Consider the following 22,247-nt stretch of genomic DNA (forward strand, 5'->3'; position numbering starts at 1 on the left):
ATTCTATATTTGAATTTTATTCAATACGGTTAAAAATAACAAAGCATTCGTGTGAGCAGTGACTGAAAAACACTATGCACAACAGTGGGTTTTATGATTTACTATAAATAGGAATATGGACTTGCTACCTTTAAGTGGACATTGAGTTAAGTGAAACTTTTATAACTTAACACTTATGTCTGGAGAAAGAAGAGTATTTGACAAGGAGTTCAAACTGATGAGCGTTGAACTAAGCAATAGCCGCACAGACCTTGCTGCACTGGCAAAAGAATTGGATGTTCCACCTGCTATGCTATACCGCTGGCGTAGAGAGTTTTCTGCGAAACAAAACGGTAGTTTTCCTGGCAACGGAAAGGTGATTTTAAGTGAAACGGAACAGGAATTGGCCCGGCTAAGGAAAGAACTCCGCGACACACAACTTGAACGAGATATCTTAAAAAAGGCTATAGGCATTTTCTCCAGGAGCGATGGCAAATATTCGGGTTCATAAAGGATCACCGGAAAATATTTCCCATTGAGAAAATGTGCATGGTTTTTAAGGTAAGCAGAAGCAGGTTTTATACTTGGCTGAGCAATAAACTATCGGATACAGCTATTGAAAATCAGACCCTTATCGATAAAATAATTGTTATTCATGGGGATAGTAAACAAACGTACGGAAGCCCCAGGGTCACTCAGGAATTGTACAAACTGGGGGTGAAAGTGTCCCGTCCAAGGGTCGCCAGACTGATGAAGAAAGCAAAAATAAGAAGTATTGTCAAGAGAAAATTCCGTGTCACAACAGATTCTGAACATACATATCCGGTTGTAGCAAATAAGCTTAACAGGCAATTTAAAGTAGAAAAAATAGCTACTGCGTGGGTGTCTGACATCACATACATTAAAACGACGCAAGGTTGGCTATATCTCACCATAGTACTGGATTTAGCTGACAGGAGAGTAATTGGATGGGCGCTTAGTTCAACAATGAAAGCTATTGATACTGTGATACCTGCGTGGAAAATGGCTCTGAAAAATAGAAGCGTAACCTGTGAATTAATTTTCCATTCGGATAGGGGAATTCAATACGCCTGCAACGAATTTAAAAGTTTGCTGGACAAAAGCCCACTGGTAATAAGAAGCATGAGCAGAAAAGGAAATTGTTGGGATAATGCGGTTGCTGAAAGTTTTTTTAAGACCTTAAAAGCAGAATGTGTTTACCAAAATACTTTTATTAATAAACACCAGGCAGCAATAATTGTATTTGAATATATTGAAACCTGGTATAATAGAAAGAGGCTTCATTCTGCCCTCGGGTACATGTCACCAAAAGAATTTGAAGAACTTTTAAATATGCAGAAAATTGCGGCTTAACATTTTGTCCTCTTTATTGTTGCAATTCCAATATGATATATAATTCTTTCTAGTTAATTTAATGACCACTCTTGAAATTACCTATCTAAGAAATATGCGATTTTACAAATGACAGTTGAAATACATTACGAAAAAATAATTTGAGGATGGAAAACTTTACTTTGGTTCTTACTAGCTCAGTTCTTGCCGCTACATTAACCAGTTTAGTAAATTGGTTATTACAGAGGAACAATTATAGAAATGACTACTATAAAAAGGTTATTGAAAAACGAATGTCCGTATATGACGAAGTTTCAAAAGTAATGGGAAGGCTCCAAATTATAAACGTATCTCCGAGCAATAAGAAATCACATGCAGTTTTTCTAGATCATAACCAGTACGAAGATTTTGCCATAATGCTTGCCAAAGCAAGCCTAGAAGGAATTTGGTTAAGTAACAATTGCTCTAAATTATTAACAACCCTTAATGAATTTCTATACAATACTTTCAGAGATATCCCTGAGATTTCGGACAATAAACGACTTGATTCAATGAATATCGCAGAGAAAAACTTTTCTGAAATTAGCCGGCAACGAGAACTTATTAGGGATCAAATATTGAAAGATCTACTTATCATGTATGAAGTTAAAAGTTTTTTGAAAACTAAAAATTAGGCCGTATTGACTTAATACGCTTCTCAAAAAATTTTCCTTTGAATATGGAAATTAGCTAATTCAAAGGGAAATTGATAGTATTTTTAATGAAGAGTCTGGCGAGTAATTTTTTGTAATAATTCAAAAAAATCAGCTAATCACTTGAATTGGATAAACGTCATCTGAGTTTTCTTGATTAAAATCTTTACTCTGTTAAATGCTGTTAAAACACTTAATTTGCATCAATTTTGTTGGGGGAGAAAACTCATATACTAAATAAGGTCTAATCGTCATCTTCGTTTACTTTATCCTCTGGAATAAAGTGAATTTCGGTTTTGACAATCCCACTTCCAACATGAACTTTTTCCACGGTGTAAATTAATCCACAGCCAAAACACTCTAAAGTTTCTTGATGAGAATAAATCGCCATTACTTCACCACATTCACACCTAATGTGCTCCGTGTCACACCAGCCGCAAAATCCTCTATGAATAGGTTTTGTAATTCCGAAATTTTTACTATTTGCAAACTCTTCACCTAGATCAATTTCGAGTTGATTTAAATCTTTCTCATTAACTGGATAGATGTCTTCCGAACTTCCGAAGTTAATATAATTCAAGCTTGAGTGCTCGTCATCAGGATCGCATTCTTCACAATAATAAGAATAATTTTCGTAAAAATCTGCCATATCCTGATCTATTTGGCTGATCTCATCATCTTTAAAAAGCTTCTCTACACTGTTAAGGGCAAGAGGTAGGCTTATAAAGAATTGCATTTTAATTTCCTCGAAAAGTGGAGAAAGGTCACTATGTAATTTTTGATCAGATTTTGATTTACAGAAATCAGTTTTGTTTGCAGAGACAAAAATGGTTTTTGGGTAAAGATTAAAAACATCATCCAAAAATTCAACTTCGGAATTTTGCTTAATAAATTCAATGGCTGAGAAAAGAATAGGAGCATCTGCCATACTATTTGATTTATCACCAGAGAAAGGAGCCTTTTTTATCCAAAGCCCATTGTGCCGCAAATGACTTGACACTATGGCTAATTTCATATTTATTTGAAGCAAATAAAAGATCTTCTACCTTCGAAATATGCTGGTTGTTCTGATCAATCTTCAAATAAACCTTCCGTTTATATTCTTCTTATATTAATTCCATGTTCCTCGCGTTCTCACTCCCCAAAATAGATTGAATTCTTTGCAGACTATCTATATCCGTTTTGAGTTTATTAGAGTGTTTTTGTACAGAGAGTAACGTCTGGGCTTTATTCCTTTTCCATTCATCTAAAATTATATCATTAATAAGTATTTTGATACTCCTATCTAACACCAATTTTTCTAATTTCTCATATAACAGGAAGTGAGTTTCTTCATCAGACCTAGCATTATATGGGTCTAAATTATTTGCTAAATACAGCCAAATATTGGTATCTAAAATAAGGTAAATTTCACCAACCATTTTCGTAGGATCTTAAGTAAGCAAGGTTTAAATTTTATGCAGCTATAAAAATCTGTTTATTATTTAAGTAATCTAAGAGTGTGTTGGGATATTGAAAATATTAGGGATCGTATCAACTTTGTTGTGACCAAACTTCAAAGATGTGAACAAACAGTTTTTGGAACTGACCGATCCCCAATGGGAGGCAATTTTACCATTTTTTAATTTAAAAAGAAAAAGAAAATTAGATCTTAGGCAGGTGATGAATGCCTTACTTTATGTAGTCCGAACTGGTTGTCAGTGGAGAAACCTTCCTGCTCAATGGCCAAATTGGCAAGCTGTTTACTATTATTTTGACAAGTGGAAACGTAATGGATTATTTGAAAGGATCAACCGCGTCGTTAATCAACTGGATAGAAAAAATCAAGAAAGAGAAGAATATCCTTCCATATTTTGCATTGATAGTCAAAGTGTTAAACTGTCACCAGGAATTTTTGAAGATCGTGGAATTGATGCAAACAAAAAAGTTAACGGGCGTAAAAGACAGTTACTTGTTGACAGCGGTGGTCGCCTTTGGGCTGCCCATGTCCACGCAGGTAATATTGGAGATGGACCAGCAGCTCTAGCACTAGTACCACATATTTTGTATTATAGTGATCGTCTTGAAAAAATATATGGAGACCAAGCGTATAACGGCGTATTTGCTAAAAATATAAATGAATTTGGTTTCGATTTTGAAAAAGCTTCCCGTCCAGAATCAGCAAAAGGATTTGTTCCAGTGGCAAAACGGTGGGTGGTAGAAAGAAGCATATCTTGGACTAATTATTTCCGCAGGCTAGTCAAAGACTATGAATATACCACATCTTCGTCAGTTGCATGGCTATATTTAGCAAATACCCAATTAATGTTACAACGAATATGTCTTAAAAACCAAACTTAATTTCCCAACACACTCTAAAAATGCTTTTGCTTTGCTTGTCAAGCTCAAAATCTTGTTCCACACTTCTTCTGAGTAGTAATTCTGGGCAAAAATGCGACCGTCTTGCCATTCAGAACCGGGATAGATATTCGGCTCAAAATAATTTAAGGGTACTTGTCTACAAATGGCCTCGAAGTCTTCGAATTTTGTAGTTTCGCCCACTCTCAATAGCTTACTAATGTCATTTAGCGAACTTTTTCTAATCTCATCACCTCTGATATAAAGTAGCCATCTCGCATCTGTGTCATTGACAAAACCAATTACTTTCTCGCCGACGAAATTAATTTCCCTATCAAAGGGGTGACTCCTGATAATCTGATTAAATACCGATTTGGTCATTCGGCGACCACCTATAGTAAGCGTTTTGATTTTAATAATCTCTTCGTCAATATTTGCTTGGGGATACATGAGGATTTTTTAGTGGATAGTTGCTTATCTTAAAATGTCCATTGATAACACTTTTTCAGGGAGCAACTGCAATTTTATATTAAAGGTATTTGAATCTCCTTGCAAGCTATGGATGATTTTTAGCTTGTCAGGCTCTCCATAGTTCGCATCAAAACATACCTTGGCCAAAGCGTCAAAAATATCTTCATTTGCTATTTCCACATCCTCTAAATCGTTTTTATAGTCTACGTAATATCCAAGATCGTCTCTTGAATTAGAGAAATTGGATGTAGCGTTGATACTTATATCCAGAACCAAAGTTCCGGTCCATGGTTTAGTCTCACGCGCAACTATATAAAATTCTCCAAAGAATAAATTCCCAAGTGGCAGTCCAGGAATATTAAAATCTTTAATCCACACTTTTTCTTGATCTCTTGAAAGTAATGTCAACTTCTCCATTTTCAGTATGGTTTTGCGGTTCTTCAAATCTAGTGAAAAGCAATGGAAGTTCACTGCCACTGAATTCTTTAATCAATTACTCAACAATCAGATACAACTGAGCCGAGAGGATAATCATCCGTGGTATATTTTAGTACCTGCTTTCTTTATGTTTATATCATGCCATAGTTTTTTACTACAGAATAATAAAATTGTAAAAATCACATAACTCCATTGCAAAAGCAGATTAAGATACACAGGCTACGGTAGAGGTATAAAGCTACCAGTATTAATCTCATAACAAACCCATCTCCAATATGCACCCCAAACCATTCAAAACCCTCCTCCCAATTCTCCTCCTCCTAACAATAACAACCCCCTCCCAAGCCCAAACCTTCACCACCGCCTACTTCAAAATCCAAATCAACAACAAAGGTTATATAACAAGTATGAAAAACGCAACGGAGACGCCACGTCAGCGGGAATTTTCTCCTGTTGACAAGCCTTCACCGTTGCTGTCACTTTATGATGGTAAAAAGGATAAATACTACCATCCCATTAAAGCCAGCTATGAAAAAGCGAAACAGACTTTTACGCTCCACTATGCGAATGGCTCGGTGGCGATCGTTTCATTGATTGCCCATAAAAAGTATTTCAAGCTGACGTTGCTTTCGCTTAGTCCGGCATCGGGCATTGATGGGATTCAGTGGGGTGCTTACCATACCAATATCACGAATTTATTTGGGGAAATTATCGGTGTTGCGCGGGATACCAGTGAGGCGGTCAATTATGCGATCGGGATGCTGGCGCTCAACGATAACACTCTTGGCGGCACTTCTGAAACCATCGCGGATGCAGCGCCTTTCCAGTATATCATCCACAGTCCGGACAAAAAATGTTTTCCGCTTCCGGCCAACCTGCACGAAGGACAGATCTTTCCGATCGGAGGTGACGGGATCAATGATGTTGCCTTTTACGCACATAAAGAAGCGTATTATCGCATTCTGTACGGCAATGCCGCGCAAATCGATGACCAGGGCAGGATTTCCATCGCGTACCACTCGCGGGACAGGGAGCCAAAGCGTGAAGTCTATTTTTCTTTAATACCGAATATGGCTGTCAACACGCCGAACCACCTGGAAGTGCAGCCATTGCCGGGCGTCAATTACATCGGATCTTCTGTTGCACTCTGGGGTAGTCCCGACAGTACGGCGCTACTCGATGTGATGCAGGATATTGTTTTGTCTGAAGGTTTGCCTTACCCGACGATCAATGGGAAATGGGTAAAAGATCCGTCTGCTTTCGTACCGGATGCGATGACAGTCGGAATGGTTTATGATAGTATCCTGCCTTATACCAAACAGTTAGGCTTCAAAGCGATCAGCCTCTATGATCAGGGTTTTATCAAGCCTGATCGCGGCAATGAAGGATATCTCGATGGAAAAAACTTTGAAAAGAAACCAATAAAAATGGCATCGGGAGACAAATCCCACAAGGAGTTTTCTGAGCTGGCCGGGCAATACGGACTGATCATCGGCCGGACGCCCATCACGACTTCGCTGGCTCCCGGTACAGAAGATGCCAGTCCTTTCCCGAGCGACAGTCTGTGTTACCAGCAAAAGCGTTTACTGGCAAGAAGTATCGCACCGGGCGACACGGTGATTGTTGTGGACGATCCTAAATATCTGGATGAAATAGCCAGCTGGGAAGGCCATTCCAAAAACCTGAACATGATCAAAATCGGGAAGGAGCTCATTTATTATCTTGGTGTTTCGAAAAAGCCGCCTTACCGGCTCTTGAATGTGAAACGCGGTTACTGGAACACCACTGAGGCAAATCATGCAGCCGGTGATACGATTTATAAACTTCAGGTCACGATCAATTATGGTTACGACGGGCTGATTCCTAATATGCAGTTGCAGGATAAAATAGCCGAATACTATGCGACCATTTGCAAGATTAACGGCCTGGCCTATTATGATTTTGATGGCCAGGAATTTCTGTTTAATAATGGGCATGGGTATTATTCTGTCAAACGCTTTTTTCGTAAAATGTTTGAAAAAGGCAAAGAGCTTGGTGTTCCCTATATCCGGTTTACGGGATCTACGCTTTCGGAGGGCTCCTGGCATTATCAGAGCATCTGGAATGTGGGTGGCGGAAAAAATCTGTACGATGTTGAAACCAGGGAGTGGAGCAGTGCGACCAGCCAGGGGAAAGATCTCCGGGATGTTACTTATGCCAACTTTTTTCCGGTGGGAATGGGAGCAAATTTTCCAATGAATGAGAAATCAACCGTAGCGCATTACGAACATATCCAGGCGATTTCGGTAGGAGTTGGTGCTACTTACAGCCTTCAACTCAATCAGAAAGATGTCGAAAACTGCCCGCAGAAATATGCCATTTTCAAGGCGGTCAGAACCTGGGAAAATGCCCGTGCTGCAAAAGCTTTTCCGCACCGGATCAAAAAAGAGCTTGCTGATCCTGCTAATCAGTGGCATTTGGAAGAGGTTGGTAGTGGTGGTTGGAGGCTATATAAAACGGATATTGACGGGGTAAATTCTGTTTTGTTTGCTACGCTTGGGGGAGGAGTTGTGGATGGTGGGAAGTAGGGTTGAAGAAGTACTATTACTTTTGCAAAGGCCTATTATTAGTAAAGGTTGTTTTAAAGGTAATTCTGTTGTCGCCTGAGTACCTATTTCGTACACAACAAGCTCTTTGAAAATTACAAAATGTTTGTCAGCTGAGCGGAGTCGAAGCCCGGGCTACAATGTAAATATTCATAAATTAATCACTTTACTAAGTATGTCAATGGCAGCAGAATCGAACGTTTTTGGAGTAAGCAAAGGGCCTTCGACCGCACGGGCGGCCCCGTCCGCTCAGGCTGACAACATAACTACTTTTGAAATACCTCCTTGCTTTTTAGCGCACAGACCAAGATCATGAGAAATTCTTATCATTCACAAAAACAATCAATCTTCCTCTGCGCGAAATACCCAGCCGGGTGACTGGTCAATCTTTTGGCGGAGGAGCATGTTGAGTTGAGCTGCGTGATGTTGAACGTGCCGCATGTTGTAGAAAAGGATTTCAGGCACCGCATAATTCATATCATAATCCTCTGGTCCTTCGATCCAGCGCTCTTGCATTTGATGTTCAGTCAGGTTATCAATAAAATTCCTGCACTTTTCACGTGATCTATTCAGATAGGCCAGCATTTCTTCTTTCGAATATATCCGGTTTGGAACCATATCTCCCAGCACACCTTCAACTTGTACGCCCGGCTCCGAAAAAATGAAAGATAGCGTTGACGGAAATTCACCTGTATAAGGAATAGTCAGATAATAATCCAGCATAATCAGGCAATGGTATGCATTATAAAAAAACCTGGTATCGGTATACCAATATTCCTCAGGCCACATTTCAATGGCATTTTTCAGTGAATCAATACTCGCTCCGAATTGAGTCCAAAGACTCTGTTTAAAGATTTCCAGCATATTTATACGATGATTCTAAATCATTCACGATTGTGACTTCAGGTTTTTTTGCTGATAGCAGCATGTATTGTTTCTCGGATTTATTGGTTCAAACTAACTTTTTTGGGTTGTCTTCGCAAATAACTTACATTAAAAATCAGCTATTTTAATGTCAGGTTACTTTTCTGACCTTAAAATGCAGTTGGAAAATTCATAGCTGGCATCAAATAATGTGTATTCATATGAGGATTTATCAACTATAAATAGCCATTATAGTAGACTTTTTGTAATGTTTACATGACAAAAAGAAATGTTTACATATCTTTGTAAGAAACTAAACAACTGAATATGATGGAACAGTCTAAAAAAACCGCGAACAAACAATCTGTTATTTTCGCCCTCATACACGCAGCCACTTATGTACCCGCAACATGGGTTTTAAGCAAACGTATATTTGACCAGCCTATTTCGGTGATCATTGCTATTGTGCCAATTATTACTTTCGCCATTTTTATTTTTAAATACATCAAAGCCTTTTCAGAAATGGACGAAGTAAAGCAGCGGGTGCAGCTGGAAGCCGTAGTTATCGGTTTTTCATTGACCGTTATGCTGATAATGCTTCTGTTTTTGCTTGGACTGTGTAATTTATCGTACCCAGACTTATTTGACTTTGGAAATTTGGTGATCTATTGCTGGGCGTTTTATTTTATAGGTTGGTTTATTTCGAGTAAAAAGTACGGAGCATGAAAAATACGATAAAGGTTGAACGCGCGAAGAAAAACTGGACACAAGCCGACCTGGCAAAATACATCGGGGTGTCGCGGCAGGGATTAAATTCTATTGAAACTGGAAAATTTATCCCGTCTACTTTACTTGCTTTACGGATGGCAAAAGTCTTTGATACTACTGTTGAAGTATTGTTTCAACTGGATGATTCAGAGCATGAGTATTGATTCTATTAAGTTTGACCGGCCTTACTCACCCCGCAAACTTTTCACGGATCAGGCAACGCCGCCAGTATGACCTGATAACTCAAAGTAACAAGCTCTTAAATTCCCATTTCATCCACAAACTAAAAAAAGGGATCATACATTCCGGTACGATCCCTTTTTCATAAACATATTGCTGCCTTAAATTAATTCGATTTATTTTTCTTCTTTTTAACTGCATCTACAATTGCTCCAGTACCGGCTCCGGCACCTGCTCCGATCACGCTGCCAATCAGCGCACCTTTTGCACGGTCCTTATTTATTATTGCACCGGTAATTGCTCCTGTACCGGCTCCGACGACCGCTCCTTTCGCAGTATGGTTCCATCCTTTCTTCTTGGATGCGACTGGTGCTGCGTTGTTATTTGCTGCAACCTGGCTGTTTTTTTCCTCAATTTGGGCTTCCTTTTCTGCTTGTGCCGCTGCTTCGCGTTCTGCCATTACATGATTCATGGAGTCAACTACGGCTTGTTTTGCGATTACAACCTGCATCGAATCTATCGTTGCCTGCTTTGCTTTTAGTGCTTCTGCTTCCTGGTTAGAGCCATTATTACAGGCATTTAAAAAACAAGCGGCACATAAAATTGAAACTAATAATTTCATAATATAGATTTGGGGTTAATTAATTATATATCATAAGCCCTAAAATCATGCCACTACGTATAATCATTTTATAAAACTATTTCTATGTATCAATTATGGAAAGGGTTTTCTTTAAACTTATTGTAGAAACTATCAAAGTCTGGCCAGATGATATTCGCTAATATGATTATATTTGATCATGCTCAAAATCTACACGCTGACCATACTTTCTTTCTGTCTGATCCAAAGTAAAGCACAAACAATTGCTGACCAGTCTGTCCGTATTAAAAGTATATCAGAAAGATGGGAGCTTGCGGACTCCACGCGCAGGGGCACTTTCCTGCTTACTTCGTACAAGCCTTTTTATTTTTCGTTAGGGCGCTGGTCAAGTAATCCCAACCGGCAGCCTTACAGCGAAAACCCGGCATACAGCGTTCCGGCGCCAACGGATTATAACCATTATGAAGCCCGCTTTCATATCAGTTTCAAGGTTAAATTGCTTCAGAAGATTTTCTGGGGAAAGGGTGACCTTTGGGCCGGATATACACAAAAGGCGCATTGGCAAATCTATAACACCGGCGTTTCCAGGCCTTTCAGGGAGCTTAATTACGAACCTGAATTAATCCTTAATTTCCCGATCCGCTATAAATTTCTCGGTTTTGAAGGCAGGACTTTGGGAGTTGCATTTAACCATCAGTCTAACGGGAGAGAGCTTCCGCATTCGAGAAGCTGGAACAGGATCATGTTTCACACGAGTATGGAAAGGAAAAACTGGCAGATTACCCTGCGTCCATGGATCAGGCTTAAAGATACAGATGATGAAAATCCTATGATTCTGGATTATATAGGCAGAGGCGAGGTAACGGTGGTTTATGGACGTCCGAAACACCAGATCTATTTTGTAGGAACACATCCCTTCACTTTTGGATCCATCAACCGGGGCAGTGCGCAGCTAAACTGGGTTTTTCAGATTCATGGCCATTTAAAAGGCCACGCACAGATGTCGGCAGGTTATGGAGAAACCCTGATCGATTACAATCATGCACAGAATACCTTTGGACTGGGAATTTCTTTTATTGATTGGTGAGGAAGGGGAGGATGGGGGAAGGAAGAATGGGGAATGGGAGGATGGAGGAATGGTTGTATTTTATTTCTTTTTACTTTTTTTCGGGATATAATAATCTTAGTGCGTTAAAAACAGCCTGGTGTGTTACTGTTGCATGGTTTTCCTGTGGTAAGTAATCAAAGTATACCTGTACATTTTTGCTTTTGCGGTTACCTAACTTCTCAGCCAGCAAATTAGCATCCACTTCCATCACATGCGCCACTGTTTCTTTTGTAGCCAGTCCGGGAGCAAGCCCTTCTTTACCAACACCAATATAAATGTCTGTTTTTTGGGAGAAATGATCTTGTAAAAGATCCGATGACTGCGTTAACAATGAGCCGTTATCCCACCATAAACTCGGGCTGATAATGATGTATTTACTGAATAACATTGGCTTTTTTAACAGTATTTCTGTTGCCAGTAATCCGCCCAGAGATTGCCCGATAATGGTTTTTGACGCGTTTGTTCTGTATTTTTTTCAATGAACGGCTGTAATTCGTTTTCCAGAAAAGCAATGAATTTGGCCGAATGTCCAGCGGTTGGATAGCTTTTCTTGTCAGCTTCAATTTTTGTCGGATAGGTGAAATCTTTTTTTCTGTCGACATTAGTGATTCCTACAATAATTGATTTCGGGACACGGTCGATCCAGGAAAAATTATTGAACTGGAACAACCCGGTAATATGTATGAAGTCTTCATCGGCCGAACCGTCGAGCAAATAAACAACCGGGTATTTTGTTGTATCACCTTTGCTGTAACCTTCCGGTAGATATATGTTTAAAATTCTTTTCTCGGACAATGCGGCTGATTGAATTTCATCCACAACGCCAAGCACAAATGGTTTGCTATGATCTGTTTCATTCAATTTATTGGCCTGTCCAAAAGCAGACTTTGTGAAACAAACCAGAATAAGAAAAGCAGTTATTAATTTCATTTATCCCTAAGAATTTTTTTAGAATGCTCATCCAATCATCCATATTACTGGTATTGGTGTCAATTGCTACACTATGGATGTTATTATAAGGTTCGTACAAGTCGGTATTGGTAACTTTAAAAAGCCCTACTGTGGGTGTTGGAACTGCACTGGCCAGATGCATCATCCCGCTATCCGCACCAATGAAAACAGCCGTATTTGCAATAAATGAGCCAACTACCCGAACATCCTTATGGGAATAAGTAGGTGCTAGGAAGCCAATTTGTGAAGTATTTTCAACGGGTAAAATTTCAATGATATTACATTCCGGAAATTCAGTTTTTAATCTTTCATAAAAATCTCCCCACCACGATTCCGTGTAAATTTTATCACCGGTTGCATTCGTGAAAAGACAGATCGTTTTTTTGTCATTTTTCACCAGATTAAATACTATTTTTTTGCCCTCTGCTAATTCCGAAGAGCTTAATTTTAGGCTTAATGGCGGTACGGGATTTTTATTTTCCACAAATCCCAGCTCACTTAAGTAATTACGAAAGCTGTAAACAGGATATTTTGCCATGTGTCCGGAGTCGGAATACCGGAGCAGCATATCTTTATCCACGTTTCCGAAAAATTTATATTTCGCATTGGCGAATTTTGCAGAAAGTTTTCCTGATGATGAACCTTCAATCACATTAATCACAATATCATAACGGTTTCTTTTGATAAAAAACCAACCATTCAGATATGCTGAAAAACTACTGAAAGGTTTTTTTGGTAACTGAATAATGCGGTTGATGTTATCGTAATTTTTAAATACCAGCGGCGATAAAGTTCCTTTTACGAACAGATCAATTGTAGAATTCGGAAGGGTTTCTGAAATTTCCTGTAAAAGCGGAGTAATTAATAAAAGATTTCCTAGCCTGTGGTTTGGCCGGCTGATTAAAACCCTTTTTATTTCAGATATTTCCTTTTGACCAACAGGCTTGCCGACAGACGAAGTGCCGATATTTCCGGTCAGTTTCTGCATCAAACCACGTCTTAGATTATTGATTGTTCTTTTAAAACTCATTTTTAACCACTAAGTTATTGAAAGTAACCTGAAATTATTTCCCCTTTATTATATTTTCCAGAGGTGTAAGCGTGTACCTGCGCAGCCTTTTTCTAAATCTCCGAAGGTTCATCGTACGGTTTGTATCGGCCCAAAACAAACTAACGGCAGCATCCGGCGACTCACCGGAACGCACTGCATATGCTCTGATCAGTTTGTTCATATCTTCTACCGGGATTTCCAGTTTATGAAAGTTTCCCAGGCCTTTTCTGAAAGTTATTTTTTCAAACCTGACCCTGTTCAAATCCACAATTGAAAACTCATAGCCATCAGAAGTAGGTATAACGAGGATATTGGTCAGTGAAAAGTCATTATGATACAGATCAAGGCTATGTAATTTTACTATAAACGTCAGCAAATGATCGTATATGATTGTCTTAAAAGCCTCATTATGCATATTTTCTTTAAGCACAACCTTTAGTGTTTTGTAAGGAGAGTAAGCACTGATATAGTAACTCTGGCCGAGTAATCCCCAATGATAACAATCCAGCCATCCTACATTGGGAGGAGTGAGAATCCCTCTGTCATTAAGGATACCTGAATTGATATAAGATCTTTCAGCCTTCGATTTTCTCAGAAAAGAATAAGCAAGCCGGTTGAAGAAATACATTCCCTTAAAACTCTTGATTATAATTGTTCCCTGTCCGGTATCTACTTTTTTAACAATATTACGGTTGTTCACTATCACCGAACCCATGTTATCAAAGGTATCCGGCAGTTTTAATATGAATTCTTTAAGGTCTGAAAATTCGTTGCTGATCTTATACTGCTTCATGCTTACTTTTCAAGGTGTCAGTTCAATAAAGGTTTATCCGGTTTTTTCGTTCCCGGGGTTGTAAATGGTACTGCGTTTTACATTGGCTAATCTGATAATAGCCTGTATTTTCAAGGTTTAAACGCAATAGGCGCGATGGAAACCGCAATGGATCGCTAAATTATTGTTATAAAACTTCCCTTTATCGCTTTTCTCGCGTCAAGGAAACCGGTCCATTGCGCCACTATTGCGTCCATAGCGGTTAAAAACTCTTTTTTTAAATAATACGGTTTCCATTCAGTTGTTTCATTTCCCGGATTTCATTGCCTTCACAACCTTAATGTTCCTATCATTCATGAACTTTTCGTATTCAGCCGTTCCGCTACTATACAAGGCCATTTTTCCATTTTCATTATGATGAACTCCCCAGCCATAACGTTTTGTCAATGGTGAAGCCCGGAAGCAGGCTTGACCTTTGGAGAAAAATTGTTGTCTGGCTTCTTCCAGTTCATTTTCGGAAAGGTCTTTGCGTTCTGCAAACACATGAAAAAGTACATCGTCGGAGGTGAATTTGTATGGGTTTTTGTTCACTATCTCGAACTGCATACTTGCAACCGTTTTAGTATCCCCTTTTACCGGCGGAACTTCTCCGCTTGTTGCAGGACTATCATCTGCTATTGCAATAAATGTATTTTCGTAATTGGTTGTATGAAGTTTCATCAGTACAAAGTTAATTTTAGAAGTAACTTTAAAATCATTTATTTCAGAACCGCATGTTATATAATGTCCATACACACTTTCATCCCGAGGATAAAGATATAGTGTATATTGAAAACAGATACAAAAATTTTGATACAGATATTTCAGGGCAAAAAGTAAGCATGGGATTGCATCCCTGGTATCTGCAAGCAGCACATCTGGAAGAGCAACTGGCCGATCTTGAAATACATGCGGTAAAACCTGAGGTACTGGCTATTGGTGAATGCGGACTGGATAAATTAACAGCAACCGACTGGGATTTACAATTGATGGCTTTCCAGCGACAGATCATTTTGGCAAACCAAATTAATAAACCGCTTATTGTTCATTGTGTAAAAGCTTTTGGGGAGGTTTTAGCCGAACTGAAACAGGTGAAAGTGCCGGTTGTATTCCATGGGATAAACAATAAACCATCTATCGTACAGCCTGTTACAGACGGCGGCCATTATTTGTCTTTTGGTAAATCGCTATTGAGTTATAATGAAGTCATACTGGATACTTTCAGGATTACGCCTTTGGAACAGGTTTTTTTAGAAACGGACGATGCGGAGACAGACATCAGGGAAATTTACAAATCAGCTGCAAGGATTAAGAATATTACTGAAAAAGAGATTGTTTTGCAGCTTGAAAAAAACTTTTTAAACGTATTTCGTCCATGATGGAAGATTTCTCCTGGCTTTCCAGAACCGAATTATTAGTTGGAAAAGACAAGTTAATCCGGCTTAGTAAAGCGCACGTGCTGGTAATAGGGTTGGGTGGGGTAGGATCTTTCGCCGCTGAATTTATTTGCAGGAATGGCGTTGGTACCATGACCATCGTAGACGGAGATACCGTTGATCCTACCAACCGGAACAGGCAATTACCTGCACTTTCCACGAATCACGGACAAAGCAAGGCAGATATTATGGCAGAGCGCCTCAAAGCCATTAATCCGGAACTGACTCTGTATGTGATCAAAACCTTTATCAATCCGGATGCCGTAGCTGAGATCCTTTCTGCTCATACTTATGATTATATTGTTGACGCTATTGACAGCGTAACGCCTAAGGTTACTTTTCTGAAAGAAGCATTTCATCGTAATATACACATTGTCAGCTCTATGGGTGCGGGCGGAAGGATGGACCCAACAATGCTCAAAGTAGCCGATATCTCTAAAACCTATAATTGTAACTTTGCACAGCAGATTAGAAAAAATTTAAAAAAGGAAAGCATATCAAAAGGTATCAAAGCTGTTTTTTCAACAGAAGAACAATTAAAAGAATCTTTGATCCTGACCGATGGCAGCAATTATAAAAAATCTGCATACGGTACTATGTCATATTTGCCCGCTACTTTTGGTGCTGTCTGCGCTTCCGTTGTAATCCGTGATCTGATTGAAGCCGAAGACTGATCATCTGCTGAATTAATTGACTTCTTTCCTCTTTTTTAAACCCGGTTTGTATCTCTGCAAACGGGTTTTGCCACGGATATTCGCCTTTATAATGGCATAAACTACGCTATTTTTAATCCCGGACTATCTGCTTCTCAAAATGCCAATATATAACTATTTTGTTATATAGACTTCGTTGCCGGACTTGCTTTTCCTTCTTTCCAACAAATAAAAATTAATGTAATTTTAAGCTAATTTCTACTAAAATATAATTATTCGAATAAAAAGGCAAAAGTATTTAAAGATAATTCTCAATATCTTTAAATGACGTAAACTATTGAAATACAATATGCGTTTAGTATTTGAATATCAATTTATGACTTAATAAAAAGTCAGCTTTGGTATAGGTAACATAACTATTTAAAGAAAAAACAATTTTCGAATATTAGTAGGAAAAGGGTAGCCAGGAGAGCTTGATTTGAGAGATAGATGAAAGTCGTAATTGTATTTTAACAATTTGTTAACATTGCCTTCACCAGCCGGATATGAAAATATCCGCTCCCTTGTAAGCTCCGAAAATATTCATTCACCAAACACGAAAAAATCATGACTCAAATAAAAAAATTAATTAAAAAATCTCCGATTTCGGAGCTACGAAGTTCTTTTGAGAATTTTATTACCACATATACCAATAAGCATTCCGATGTATTTGAAGCATTATCGCGGCAGGCAGTTCCGTTTGGAGGGAATTTGCTGGAAAAGGGGCATTATGTAAAAGACAACAGAACCAGCGACAATACGAAAGAACAAACCAACGGTCATACTCAGGAAGTTGCTGAGAACCGCTATTCAGTTTTATATACGCTTAATGCACAGTATCATCACATTGGCTGTTCCTCTCAGGCGGAAGCACAGTCGGTAATGGGCCTGCTGATGACTGACGGAAACCGTATTCCGGTTGGGATTTACGACGAAAAAACCGATTCATTTGAATGGGAAATTATCGGACAATATTTCCATAGCCAGGATCCGATCAGTGAGCAGCATAGCCGCATGGATGAAATCCTGACCATTGCCCGCGCATTACGCCGCAGGGATTCCAGCTGGCAGCCTGGTTACCTCCAGAAACCAAGCTTTTTTGCCTAAGTATTAAAAGAAATTTTAGATTTGTTACCTAAAATGAGAGCGAGGACTCTGCCGGTTGGCGGGGTTCCCGCTTTTTTTTGATAATATAAAGACATAAACTCTGGCCCTATAAACTTGTTACCTGATATGCAAAAAAACCAAAGCAATAATTGCCGGTAAAGCCTGTATAAAAAATATCTTTCTGTTGGCAGTGGTAACAGCACCGTAAACGCCGGCTACAATGATACATGTCAGAAAAAAAATGGCAATATGAAAAGCCCAATGGTAATCGTCAATAAAAAAAGTCCATATTAATCCTGCTGCTAAAAACCCATTGTATAAGCCCTGATTGGCAGCCAAAGTTTTGGTAGGCTTGAACAATTCGGGTGCCAGTGATCCTTTGAATGCTTCCTTACCTTTTGTCTCCCATGCAAACATTTCAAGATAGAGAATATACAAGTGTTCTAATGCCACAAAGCCGACGAGAATTTTTGCCAGAATTTCCATTGTATTTGAGGTTTATTTAGGTAGAGTTGTTGGTAAATATACATTATTGGGTAAATAATATCATATACGTTTAATATGAAAGTTAACTTCCACTTGCAAGTTTTATGAAGTATATGAGCCATCACATTCAGAAAGATTTAGAAATCACACACCCTCATATTCATGAAATATTTAAAGTAGATCTGGAAACCAAACAGTATTATTTTTGGCAACGCGATTCAATGCCAATTCAACTTTATATGCCCAAAGTAGAATTTCGAAAATCAGAATATGTACATAACAATCCGTTGCATGGAAAATGGTCTTTAGCTAAAAGCCCTGGAAGTTATGTATATTCATCGGCCCATTTTTAAATGACTGCCGAGAATGCATTTGGCTTTTTAACACGTATATCAGATCTGTTGTAAAATAGTAGTGAAAAAAATCGTTTGTGAGGACACAAACGACGGCGTCAGATTAATTATAAATTTTTGATTCGTGAGTCGGCTTGTATTATTTTACACTGGTTAATGGATCAGTACAAAACATACTTCCACATATGACCTCTAAGCCCAGCAATAACGCCACTTTTCAATGAGAACGCCATATCACTTGTAAAAACGAAATCTCCCAGATTTCTTAGCTTGGTCCATGTCTTTCCTCCATCCCTGGTCTCGACGATTATTTCATCACCAAAAATGTTATTTCGGGTAGAGCCAATTCCATATTTGGCATCAAAGAAATGAATCTTTAATAAATCCATCTCCCCGACCTTATCCCAGGAGTCTCCGTTATTTTTCGATAAGTAAAGTCGCCTGTCAAATATGGCAAAAGTTAATCCGCCAATTGTTTTTTGTATTTTCCAGATTTCCTTATCATAATATTTGTAGCTGAAATCTTTACCTTTTCCTCGTATTATCACCTGGCGATCACCTGATAAACCGCTTCTTCCGTATGCAAGTATATTTCCGTCTAAAATAAAAAACTTTGAAAATTGCTGCGCATTGCTAAGGTCTCTGTCTGGAAATGCGTAAATCAGCTCAAAATCTTTATTGTTATTTGTATGCCATATTGATCCTTTGTTGGAAAGCATGTACCCTTCATTTGCGTTTAAAAAGAACATATCCGTAATATATTGCTCCCCCAGATCTGGTATAACCAATTTTTGATAAGACTTGCCGGCATCATTCGTATATACCATTTCACCACCAGGTGTTCCATTAAAAAGGTTATCGGTGAACAGAGAGATCCAGCCCTGATCTTTATTCAAAAAAAAGACATCGGATATTGCACCTTCATGGGTTTTAATGGTTTGCCAGTTGTAACCCCCATCCGTTGTTTTAAAAACATTTTTTCTGTCCATAGCAAAATATAAATTTTCGTCAACACAACGGACCTTGCTGATATCTGATAAATAATTAATCCCGGCAGGATCGATAGGAATTAATCCTATGATATCAATCTGGATAGAATCCAGGGCGGTATCAGTGCGAGGGAAAGACGGATAAAGCGAATCAAAAAGAGTTATCAAAACTTTTTCGGTATGTACCTCAGGTAGCACCGCTGTTATTTCATAACCCTCCTTTTTCAAAATCCTAAAATCGTTGGATGCACCAAAAAAAGGCCCCTGATTGACGGAAAGGCGCACTGTTTTTCCTGCATTTATGCCCTTAATAACAATAGTATCGCCAATTCTTGCCTTCTGAAGGATAAATTGATAAGCTTTTACTGTCAGCCGGAGAGGTCTCGGTTTGCTTGCAACCGTATCCAAAAATCAGGATAATAACCGCTAACGGTATTTGTTTGTTGATTTTCATGATGTTTTTGATGAAGGTTATCTTAACTAAAATTAATTCACAAGTGCCGCTTTAACAATTCAAAAATGTCTGCCTTTACCTCCCCAAGTTAATCGACAACATTATCTTCTTAAAACATTCGATTCCGGACTCAGGATTCTAAAGGGTGTTTTAGCCAGATAATGTTTATATTCAAACTTTCTCAAAAAGCCAATCCAGACAAGAGAAAGACTAATGACAAATTGCCTAGCCATTAGCTTTTCTCTTTAAATTGAACAAAAAGTGCTTTTACAGAAGTTTGCAAATAATTACTCTCAACCTCTACTTAACCCCTTTCCCCGTAGCAGCCCAATAAATGCCGCCATACAAATGATCCAGGAAAGTCTGGTCAGAGTGTACCAGTCCGATGTGGCCAAGGCCGGTGTAAAATGCTCTTCCGCCGTCATATTTATGGTACCAGGCAATCGGATGGAAATCGCCCATTCCTACACCTTCATTATTGGCGCCCCATTTGGCTTTTGGATTGTAAGATTTTTCGTCCACACCGATCAGGAATTTAAGGTCCTGGGATTTGTATGGCTTCTGATATTCGTACCATTCGTCTGTCCAGATCATTCTTTTTGGAAAGCGTTCCAGTCCCGGGAAATTGCTGTCAACCACGTCCAGATAAGCAGTTTGCTGTTCCGGATGAATTTTGAACATCATTCCCACCATTTTGGTATACCATGGCCATTCATATTCTGTATCGGCCGCAGCATGGATACCAACCCAGCCCTTTCCGGATTGGATAAATTTTTCAAATGCGGTTTGCTGTTCTGCATTCAGGATATCGCCGGTTGTGTTAAGGAAAATAACGACATCATATTTTTTAAGATTTGCTTCATTAAAGACAGAGCCGTCTTCCTGCCAGTCTACCGAAAAATTGTGTCTTGCAGCCAGAGACCTTACACCGTCAACACCTTCATGAATGGAAGTGTGGTGGAATCCTGCTGTTTTGGTGAATAGTAAAGCTTTGAATTGTTGTGCTTGGGAAGAAACTGCACTTACGATAACAAGAAGCAGAGCCAGTGATTTTTTAAGCATTGTAATTTTGAATAAAATGTTGTTTTGGATATTTGTAATAAGGCAAAAGTGAGGTCAAATATACTATTAACAAGGGCTTAGTTCATATTTTCACAAACCGGCTGTGTTACCTGCCTCTGCATATCTCTAAAAGCCCATTTTGCCATTTCGTTAATAATTGTTTCCAACTCTTTTCCCGATTCCGTCAATGTATAGGTAACATACGGCGGCACAACCGGTTTGGCTTCCCGGGTCAGTAATTTATCACTTTCAAGCTGTTTCAAATGTTGGATAAGCATCTTTTCCGTGATGTGCGGCATCGCTCTTTTGATCTCGCTATAGCGTTTACTTCCTGCTAGTAAATGATATAAAATAATGGGTTTCCAGTGCCCGCCAATTTTACTCATTACATAAGTAACAGGGCATTCACTCAATACGATTTCCTTGTTGGCATTGAATGTCGAGGTTTCTTTGATCTTTGTCATGATACATACTCTGGGGTAAGTACTTGTATAAAAGTAAGTACAAAGATAGCTTTGCATCATAATAAATCACTTATAATTATGAAATATATCATCACAGGTTCCTTAGGAAATATTAGTTTGCCCGTTACAAAAAATTTAGTGGCGGCAGGACAAGACGTAACCGTAATCAGCAGCAGTATTGATAAAAAGGAGGAAATTGAAAAATTAGGTGTAAAAGCCGCCATTGGTTCAGTGAAAGATGAAGCATTTCTGAACGAAACTTTCCGTGATGCCGATGTAGCTTATCTGATGATCCCCAACGATTTCACAGTAACGGACTATCCAAAATTCCAGCGTGAAGCAGCTGATAATTATGTGCAGGCGATCAAAGCAGGCAGGATCAAACACGTTGTTTTATTAAGCAGTATTGGAGCACATTTAAGAAAAGGTGCCGGCCCAATTGATGCTCTCGGGTATTTGGAAGAGCAATTGCTGAAACTTGAAAATGTGCAAGTGAAATTCCTGAGGCCATCTTACTTCTTTTCTAATTTATACAGCCTGGTTGGTATGATCAAACATGCTGGAATTACCGGAAATAATTTTGGCAATACGGACGAAAAACTGGTACTGGTGCATACGGACGATATTGCGGCCGAGGCTACCAGACAATTACTGGATCTTTCTTTTGCCGGAAACAGTATTACTTACATAGCTGGCGATGAAAGGCATCCAAATGAAATTGCTGAATTATTGGGGAAAGCGGTTGATAAAGCAGGAACGCCCTGGATTACTTTTACAGATGAAGAATCACTAAAAGGTATGTTGGACGCGGGTTTATCAGAAGGTTTTGCTAATCTTTATGTTCAGATGGGCCAGGCAATCCGTACAGGAAAATTACAGGAAGATTATTGGAAAAACCGGCCTGAAACTTTTGGAAAATACAAACTGGAAGATTTCGCGAAGGATTTTGCGGTGGCTTACGAAAAGGAATGAGAGGATAAATAAAGGTTAGCCACGAATACACCGCGCGGCGTAT

Annotated in this window: 24 protein-coding genes and 1 pseudogene; 11 read left to right on the forward strand and 14 right to left on the reverse strand. The window is 38.9% G+C overall.

The window, feature by feature from the left end; translation table 11 throughout:
- Nucleotides 1–175 precede the first annotated feature (175 nt).
- Together KZC02_RS17830 and KZC02_RS17835 are read left to right on the forward strand one after the other, a co-directional pair.
- Nucleotides 176–1,353, forward strand: a protein-coding gene (locus KZC02_RS17830; RefSeq protein ID WP_221389944.1) for an IS3 family transposase whose coding sequence is annotated in 2 segments (ribosomal slippage) — nt 176–446 and nt 446–1,353 — 1,179 coding nt in all. Because the reading frame shifts where the segments join, the coding sequence is not laid out codon by codon here.
- 146 nt (nt 1,354–1,499) lie between these two features.
- Nucleotides 1,500–2,006, forward strand: a complete 507-nt coding sequence (locus tag KZC02_RS17835; RefSeq protein WP_221389945.1) for a hypothetical protein — start codon at nt 1,500–1,502, stop codon at nt 2,004–2,006.
- Between the two features lie 262 nt (nt 2,007–2,268).
- On the opposite strand, the gene KZC02_RS17840 is transcribed toward KZC02_RS17835, so the two are convergent.
- The gene (locus KZC02_RS17840; protein WP_221389946.1) at nt 2,269–3,039 is read right to left on the reverse strand and encodes a hypothetical protein; all 771 of its coding nucleotides are present in this window, start codon (nt 3,037–3,039) and stop codon (nt 2,269–2,271) included.
- A 91-nt stretch (nt 3,040–3,130) separates the two neighbouring features.
- Entirely contained in the window at nt 3,131–3,445 is a 315-nt protein-coding gene (locus KZC02_RS17845; RefSeq protein WP_221389947.1) for a PIN domain-containing protein, read from the reverse strand.
- A 142-nt stretch (nt 3,446–3,587) separates the two neighbouring features.
- Here KZC02_RS17845 and KZC02_RS17850 point away from each other — a divergent pair, with 142 nt between their 5' ends.
- Nucleotides 3,588–4,364 carry an IS5 family transposase gene (locus tag KZC02_RS17850; RefSeq protein WP_221389948.1) on the forward strand — a complete coding sequence of 259 codons (777 nt, stop codon included), beginning with the start codon at nt 3,588–3,590 and terminating at the stop codon, nt 4,362–4,364.
- On the opposite strand, the gene KZC02_RS17855 is transcribed toward KZC02_RS17850, so the two are convergent.
- Together KZC02_RS17855 and KZC02_RS17860 are read right to left on the reverse strand one after the other, a co-directional pair.
- Entirely contained in the window at nt 4,332–4,811 is a 480-nt protein-coding gene (locus KZC02_RS17855) for a hypothetical protein (RefSeq protein WP_221389949.1), read from the reverse strand. The genes KZC02_RS17850 and KZC02_RS17855 overlap by 33 nt on opposite strands.
- Before the next feature lie 24 nt (nt 4,812–4,835).
- Complete coding sequence (locus KZC02_RS17860; protein ID WP_221389950.1) at nt 4,836–5,249, reverse strand: hypothetical protein; 414 nt, start codon at nt 5,247–5,249, stop codon at nt 4,836–4,838.
- A gap of 428 nt (nt 5,250–5,677) precedes the next feature.
- On the opposite strand from KZC02_RS17860, the gene KZC02_RS17865 reads away from it, so the two are divergent.
- Nucleotides 5,678–7,837 (forward strand): hypothetical protein, encoded by a 2,160-nt coding sequence (locus KZC02_RS17865; RefSeq protein WP_221389951.1) that lies wholly within the window; start codon nt 5,678–5,680, stop codon nt 7,835–7,837.
- 360 nt (nt 7,838–8,197) lie between these two features.
- Here KZC02_RS17865 and KZC02_RS17870 read toward each other — a convergent pair whose 3' ends face one another.
- A complete protein-coding gene (locus KZC02_RS17870) occupies nt 8,198–8,719 on the reverse strand; it encodes a DinB family protein (protein WP_221389952.1) in 522 nt (173 codons plus the stop codon).
- A gap of 327 nt (nt 8,720–9,046) precedes the next feature.
- On the opposite strand from KZC02_RS17870, the gene KZC02_RS17875 reads away from it, so the two are divergent.
- Both KZC02_RS17875 and KZC02_RS17880 read left to right on the forward strand, forming a co-directional pair.
- Complete coding sequence (locus KZC02_RS17875) at nt 9,047–9,445, forward strand: hypothetical protein (protein ID WP_221389953.1); 399 nt, start codon at nt 9,047–9,049, stop codon at nt 9,443–9,445.
- Entirely contained in the window at nt 9,442–9,651 is a 210-nt protein-coding gene (locus KZC02_RS17880) for a helix-turn-helix transcriptional regulator (protein WP_221389954.1), read from the forward strand. The genes KZC02_RS17875 and KZC02_RS17880 overlap by 4 nt, the downstream gene beginning before the upstream one ends.
- Before the next feature lie 182 nt (nt 9,652–9,833).
- On the opposite strand, the gene KZC02_RS17885 is transcribed toward KZC02_RS17880, so the two are convergent.
- The gene (locus KZC02_RS17885) at nt 9,834–10,289 is read right to left on the reverse strand and encodes a YMGG-like glycine zipper-containing protein (RefSeq protein ID WP_221389955.1); all 456 of its coding nucleotides are present in this window, start codon (nt 10,287–10,289) and stop codon (nt 9,834–9,836) included.
- A gap of 178 nt (nt 10,290–10,467) precedes the next feature.
- Here KZC02_RS17885 and KZC02_RS17890 point away from each other — a divergent pair, with 178 nt between their 5' ends.
- Entirely contained in the window at nt 10,468–11,355 is an 888-nt protein-coding gene (locus KZC02_RS17890) for a phospholipase A (protein ID WP_229253652.1), read from the forward strand.
- A gap of 70 nt (nt 11,356–11,425) precedes the next feature.
- On the opposite strand, the pseudogene KZC02_RS33370 reads toward KZC02_RS17890, so the two are convergent.
- From KZC02_RS33370 to KZC02_RS17910, 4 genes and pseudogenes are all read right to left on the reverse strand, one after another.
- A pseudogene (locus tag KZC02_RS33370) lies at nt 11,426–12,306 on the reverse strand (alpha/beta hydrolase).
- Complete coding sequence (locus KZC02_RS17900) at nt 12,239–13,357, reverse strand: glycosyltransferase family 9 protein (RefSeq protein ID WP_221389956.1); 1,119 nt, start codon at nt 13,355–13,357, stop codon at nt 12,239–12,241. The pseudogene KZC02_RS33370 and the gene KZC02_RS17900 overlap by 68 nt, the downstream one beginning before the upstream one ends.
- A gap of 34 nt (nt 13,358–13,391) precedes the next feature.
- A complete protein-coding gene (locus KZC02_RS17905; protein ID WP_221389957.1) occupies nt 13,392–14,171 on the reverse strand; it encodes a lipopolysaccharide kinase InaA family protein in 780 nt (259 codons plus the stop codon).
- Between the two features lie 285 nt (nt 14,172–14,456).
- Nucleotides 14,457–14,870, reverse strand: coding sequence for a DUF6157 family protein (locus KZC02_RS17910; RefSeq protein WP_221389958.1), 414 nt, complete (start codon nt 14,868–14,870; stop codon nt 14,457–14,459).
- Between the two features lie 53 nt (nt 14,871–14,923).
- Between KZC02_RS17910 and KZC02_RS17915 the strand changes: the two genes are divergently transcribed.
- The 3 genes from KZC02_RS17915 (at nt 14,924) to KZC02_RS31910 (ending at nt 17,424) form a co-directional block, all read left to right on the forward strand.
- Nucleotides 14,924–15,568 carry a TatD family hydrolase gene (locus tag KZC02_RS17915; RefSeq protein ID WP_221389959.1) on the forward strand — a complete coding sequence of 215 codons (645 nt, stop codon included), beginning with the start codon at nt 14,924–14,926 and terminating at the stop codon, nt 15,566–15,568.
- On the forward strand, nt 15,565–16,299 hold the full coding sequence (locus tag KZC02_RS17920) for a tRNA threonylcarbamoyladenosine dehydratase (protein WP_310590324.1): 735 nt from the start codon (nt 15,565–15,567) through the stop codon (nt 16,297–16,299). The genes KZC02_RS17915 and KZC02_RS17920 overlap by 4 nt, the downstream gene beginning before the upstream one ends.
- 585 nt (nt 16,300–16,884) lie before the next feature.
- Nucleotides 16,885–17,424 (forward strand): hypothetical protein, encoded by a 540-nt coding sequence (locus tag KZC02_RS31910; RefSeq protein WP_229253654.1) that lies wholly within the window; start codon nt 16,885–16,887, stop codon nt 17,422–17,424.
- A 117-nt stretch (nt 17,425–17,541) separates the two neighbouring features.
- Here the strand turns inward: KZC02_RS31910 and KZC02_RS17930 are convergent, their stop codons facing one another.
- From KZC02_RS17930 to KZC02_RS17945, 4 genes are all read right to left on the reverse strand, one after another.
- On the reverse strand, nt 17,542–17,910 hold the full coding sequence (locus KZC02_RS17930) for a DUF1304 domain-containing protein (RefSeq protein ID WP_221389960.1): 369 nt from the start codon (nt 17,908–17,910) through the stop codon (nt 17,542–17,544).
- Nucleotides 17,911–18,424: 514 nt separating this feature from the next.
- Nucleotides 18,425–19,660: a hypothetical protein gene (locus KZC02_RS17935; RefSeq protein WP_221389961.1), complete on the reverse strand. Its 1,236-nt coding sequence runs from the start codon at nt 19,658–19,660 to the stop codon at nt 18,425–18,427.
- A 346-nt stretch (nt 19,661–20,006) separates the two neighbouring features.
- Nucleotides 20,007–20,768, reverse strand: coding sequence for a ThuA domain-containing protein (locus KZC02_RS17940; RefSeq protein ID WP_221389962.1), 762 nt, complete (start codon nt 20,766–20,768; stop codon nt 20,007–20,009).
- A 77-nt stretch (nt 20,769–20,845) separates the two neighbouring features.
- Nucleotides 20,846–21,232 carry a helix-turn-helix domain-containing protein gene (locus KZC02_RS17945; protein WP_221389963.1) on the reverse strand — a complete coding sequence of 129 codons (387 nt, stop codon included), beginning with the start codon at nt 21,230–21,232 and terminating at the stop codon, nt 20,846–20,848.
- Nucleotides 21,233–21,310: 78 nt separating this feature from the next.
- Here KZC02_RS17945 and KZC02_RS17950 point away from each other — a divergent pair, with 78 nt between their 5' ends.
- Nucleotides 21,311–22,204, forward strand: a complete 894-nt coding sequence (locus tag KZC02_RS17950) for an NmrA family NAD(P)-binding protein (RefSeq protein ID WP_221389964.1) — start codon at nt 21,311–21,313, stop codon at nt 22,202–22,204.
- Nucleotides 22,205–22,247 lie beyond the last annotated feature (43 nt).

This window comes from Dyadobacter sp. NIV53, assembly GCF_019711195.1.
Taxonomy (GTDB): Bacteria; Bacteroidota; Bacteroidia; order Cytophagales; family Spirosomataceae; genus Dyadobacter.

Bases quoted from the DNA above. Each gene is read 5' to 3' on its own strand.
- KZC02_RS17870 (WP_221389952.1), bottom strand. From the start codon at position 8,719: ATGCTGGAAATCTTTAAACAGAGTCTTTGGACTCAATTCGGAGCGAGT.
- KZC02_RS17920 (WP_310590324.1), top strand. From the start codon at position 15,565: ATGATGGAAGATTTCTCCTGGCTTTCCAGAACCGAATTATTAGTTGGA.
- KZC02_RS17865 (WP_221389951.1), top strand. From the start codon at position 5,678: ATGAAAAACGCAACGGAGACGCCACGTCAGCGGGAATTTTCTCCTGTT.
- KZC02_RS17880 (WP_221389954.1), top strand. From the start codon at position 9,442: ATGAAAAATACGATAAAGGTTGAACGCGCGAAGAAAAACTGGACACAA.
- KZC02_RS17905 (WP_221389957.1), bottom strand. From the start codon at position 14,171: ATGAAGCAGTATAAGATCAGCAACGAATTTTCAGACCTTAAAGAATTC.
- KZC02_RS17900 (WP_221389956.1), bottom strand. From the start codon at position 13,357: ATGAGTTTTAAAAGAACAATCAATAATCTAAGACGTGGTTTGATGCAG.
- KZC02_RS17835 (WP_221389945.1), top strand. From the start codon at position 1,500: ATGGAAAACTTTACTTTGGTTCTTACTAGCTCAGTTCTTGCCGCTACA.
- KZC02_RS17875 (WP_221389953.1), top strand. From the start codon at position 9,047: ATGATGGAACAGTCTAAAAAAACCGCGAACAAACAATCTGTTATTTTC.
- KZC02_RS31910 (WP_229253654.1), top strand. From the start codon at position 16,885: ATGACTCAAATAAAAAAATTAATTAAAAAATCTCCGATTTCGGAGCTA.
- KZC02_RS17855 (WP_221389949.1), bottom strand. From the start codon at position 4,811: ATGTATCCCCAAGCAAATATTGACGAAGAGATTATTAAAATCAAAACG.
- KZC02_RS17885 (WP_221389955.1), bottom strand. From the start codon at position 10,289: ATGAAATTATTAGTTTCAATTTTATGTGCCGCTTGTTTTTTAAATGCC.
- KZC02_RS17940 (WP_221389962.1), bottom strand. From the start codon at position 20,768: ATGCTTAAAAAATCACTGGCTCTGCTTCTTGTTATCGTAAGTGCAGTT.
- KZC02_RS17910 (WP_221389958.1), bottom strand. From the start codon at position 14,870: ATGAAACTTCATACAACCAATTACGAAAATACATTTATTGCAATAGCA.
- KZC02_RS17950 (WP_221389964.1), top strand. From the start codon at position 21,311: ATGAAATATATCATCACAGGTTCCTTAGGAAATATTAGTTTGCCCGTT.
- KZC02_RS17860 (WP_221389950.1), bottom strand. From the start codon at position 5,249: ATGGAGAAGTTGACATTACTTTCAAGAGATCAAGAAAAAGTGTGGATT.
- KZC02_RS17915 (WP_221389959.1), top strand. From the start codon at position 14,924: ATGTTATATAATGTCCATACACACTTTCATCCCGAGGATAAAGATATA.
- KZC02_RS17945 (WP_221389963.1), bottom strand. From the start codon at position 21,232: ATGACAAAGATCAAAGAAACCTCGACATTCAATGCCAACAAGGAAATC.
- KZC02_RS17845 (WP_221389947.1), bottom strand. From the start codon at position 3,445: ATGGTTGGTGAAATTTACCTTATTTTAGATACCAATATTTGGCTGTAT.
- KZC02_RS17890 (WP_229253652.1), top strand. From the start codon at position 10,468: ATGCTCAAAATCTACACGCTGACCATACTTTCTTTCTGTCTGATCCAA.
- KZC02_RS17930 (WP_221389960.1), bottom strand. From the start codon at position 17,910: ATGGAAATTCTGGCAAAAATTCTCGTCGGCTTTGTGGCATTAGAACAC.
- KZC02_RS17840 (WP_221389946.1), bottom strand. From the start codon at position 3,039: ATGAAATTAGCCATAGTGTCAAGTCATTTGCGGCACAATGGGCTTTGG.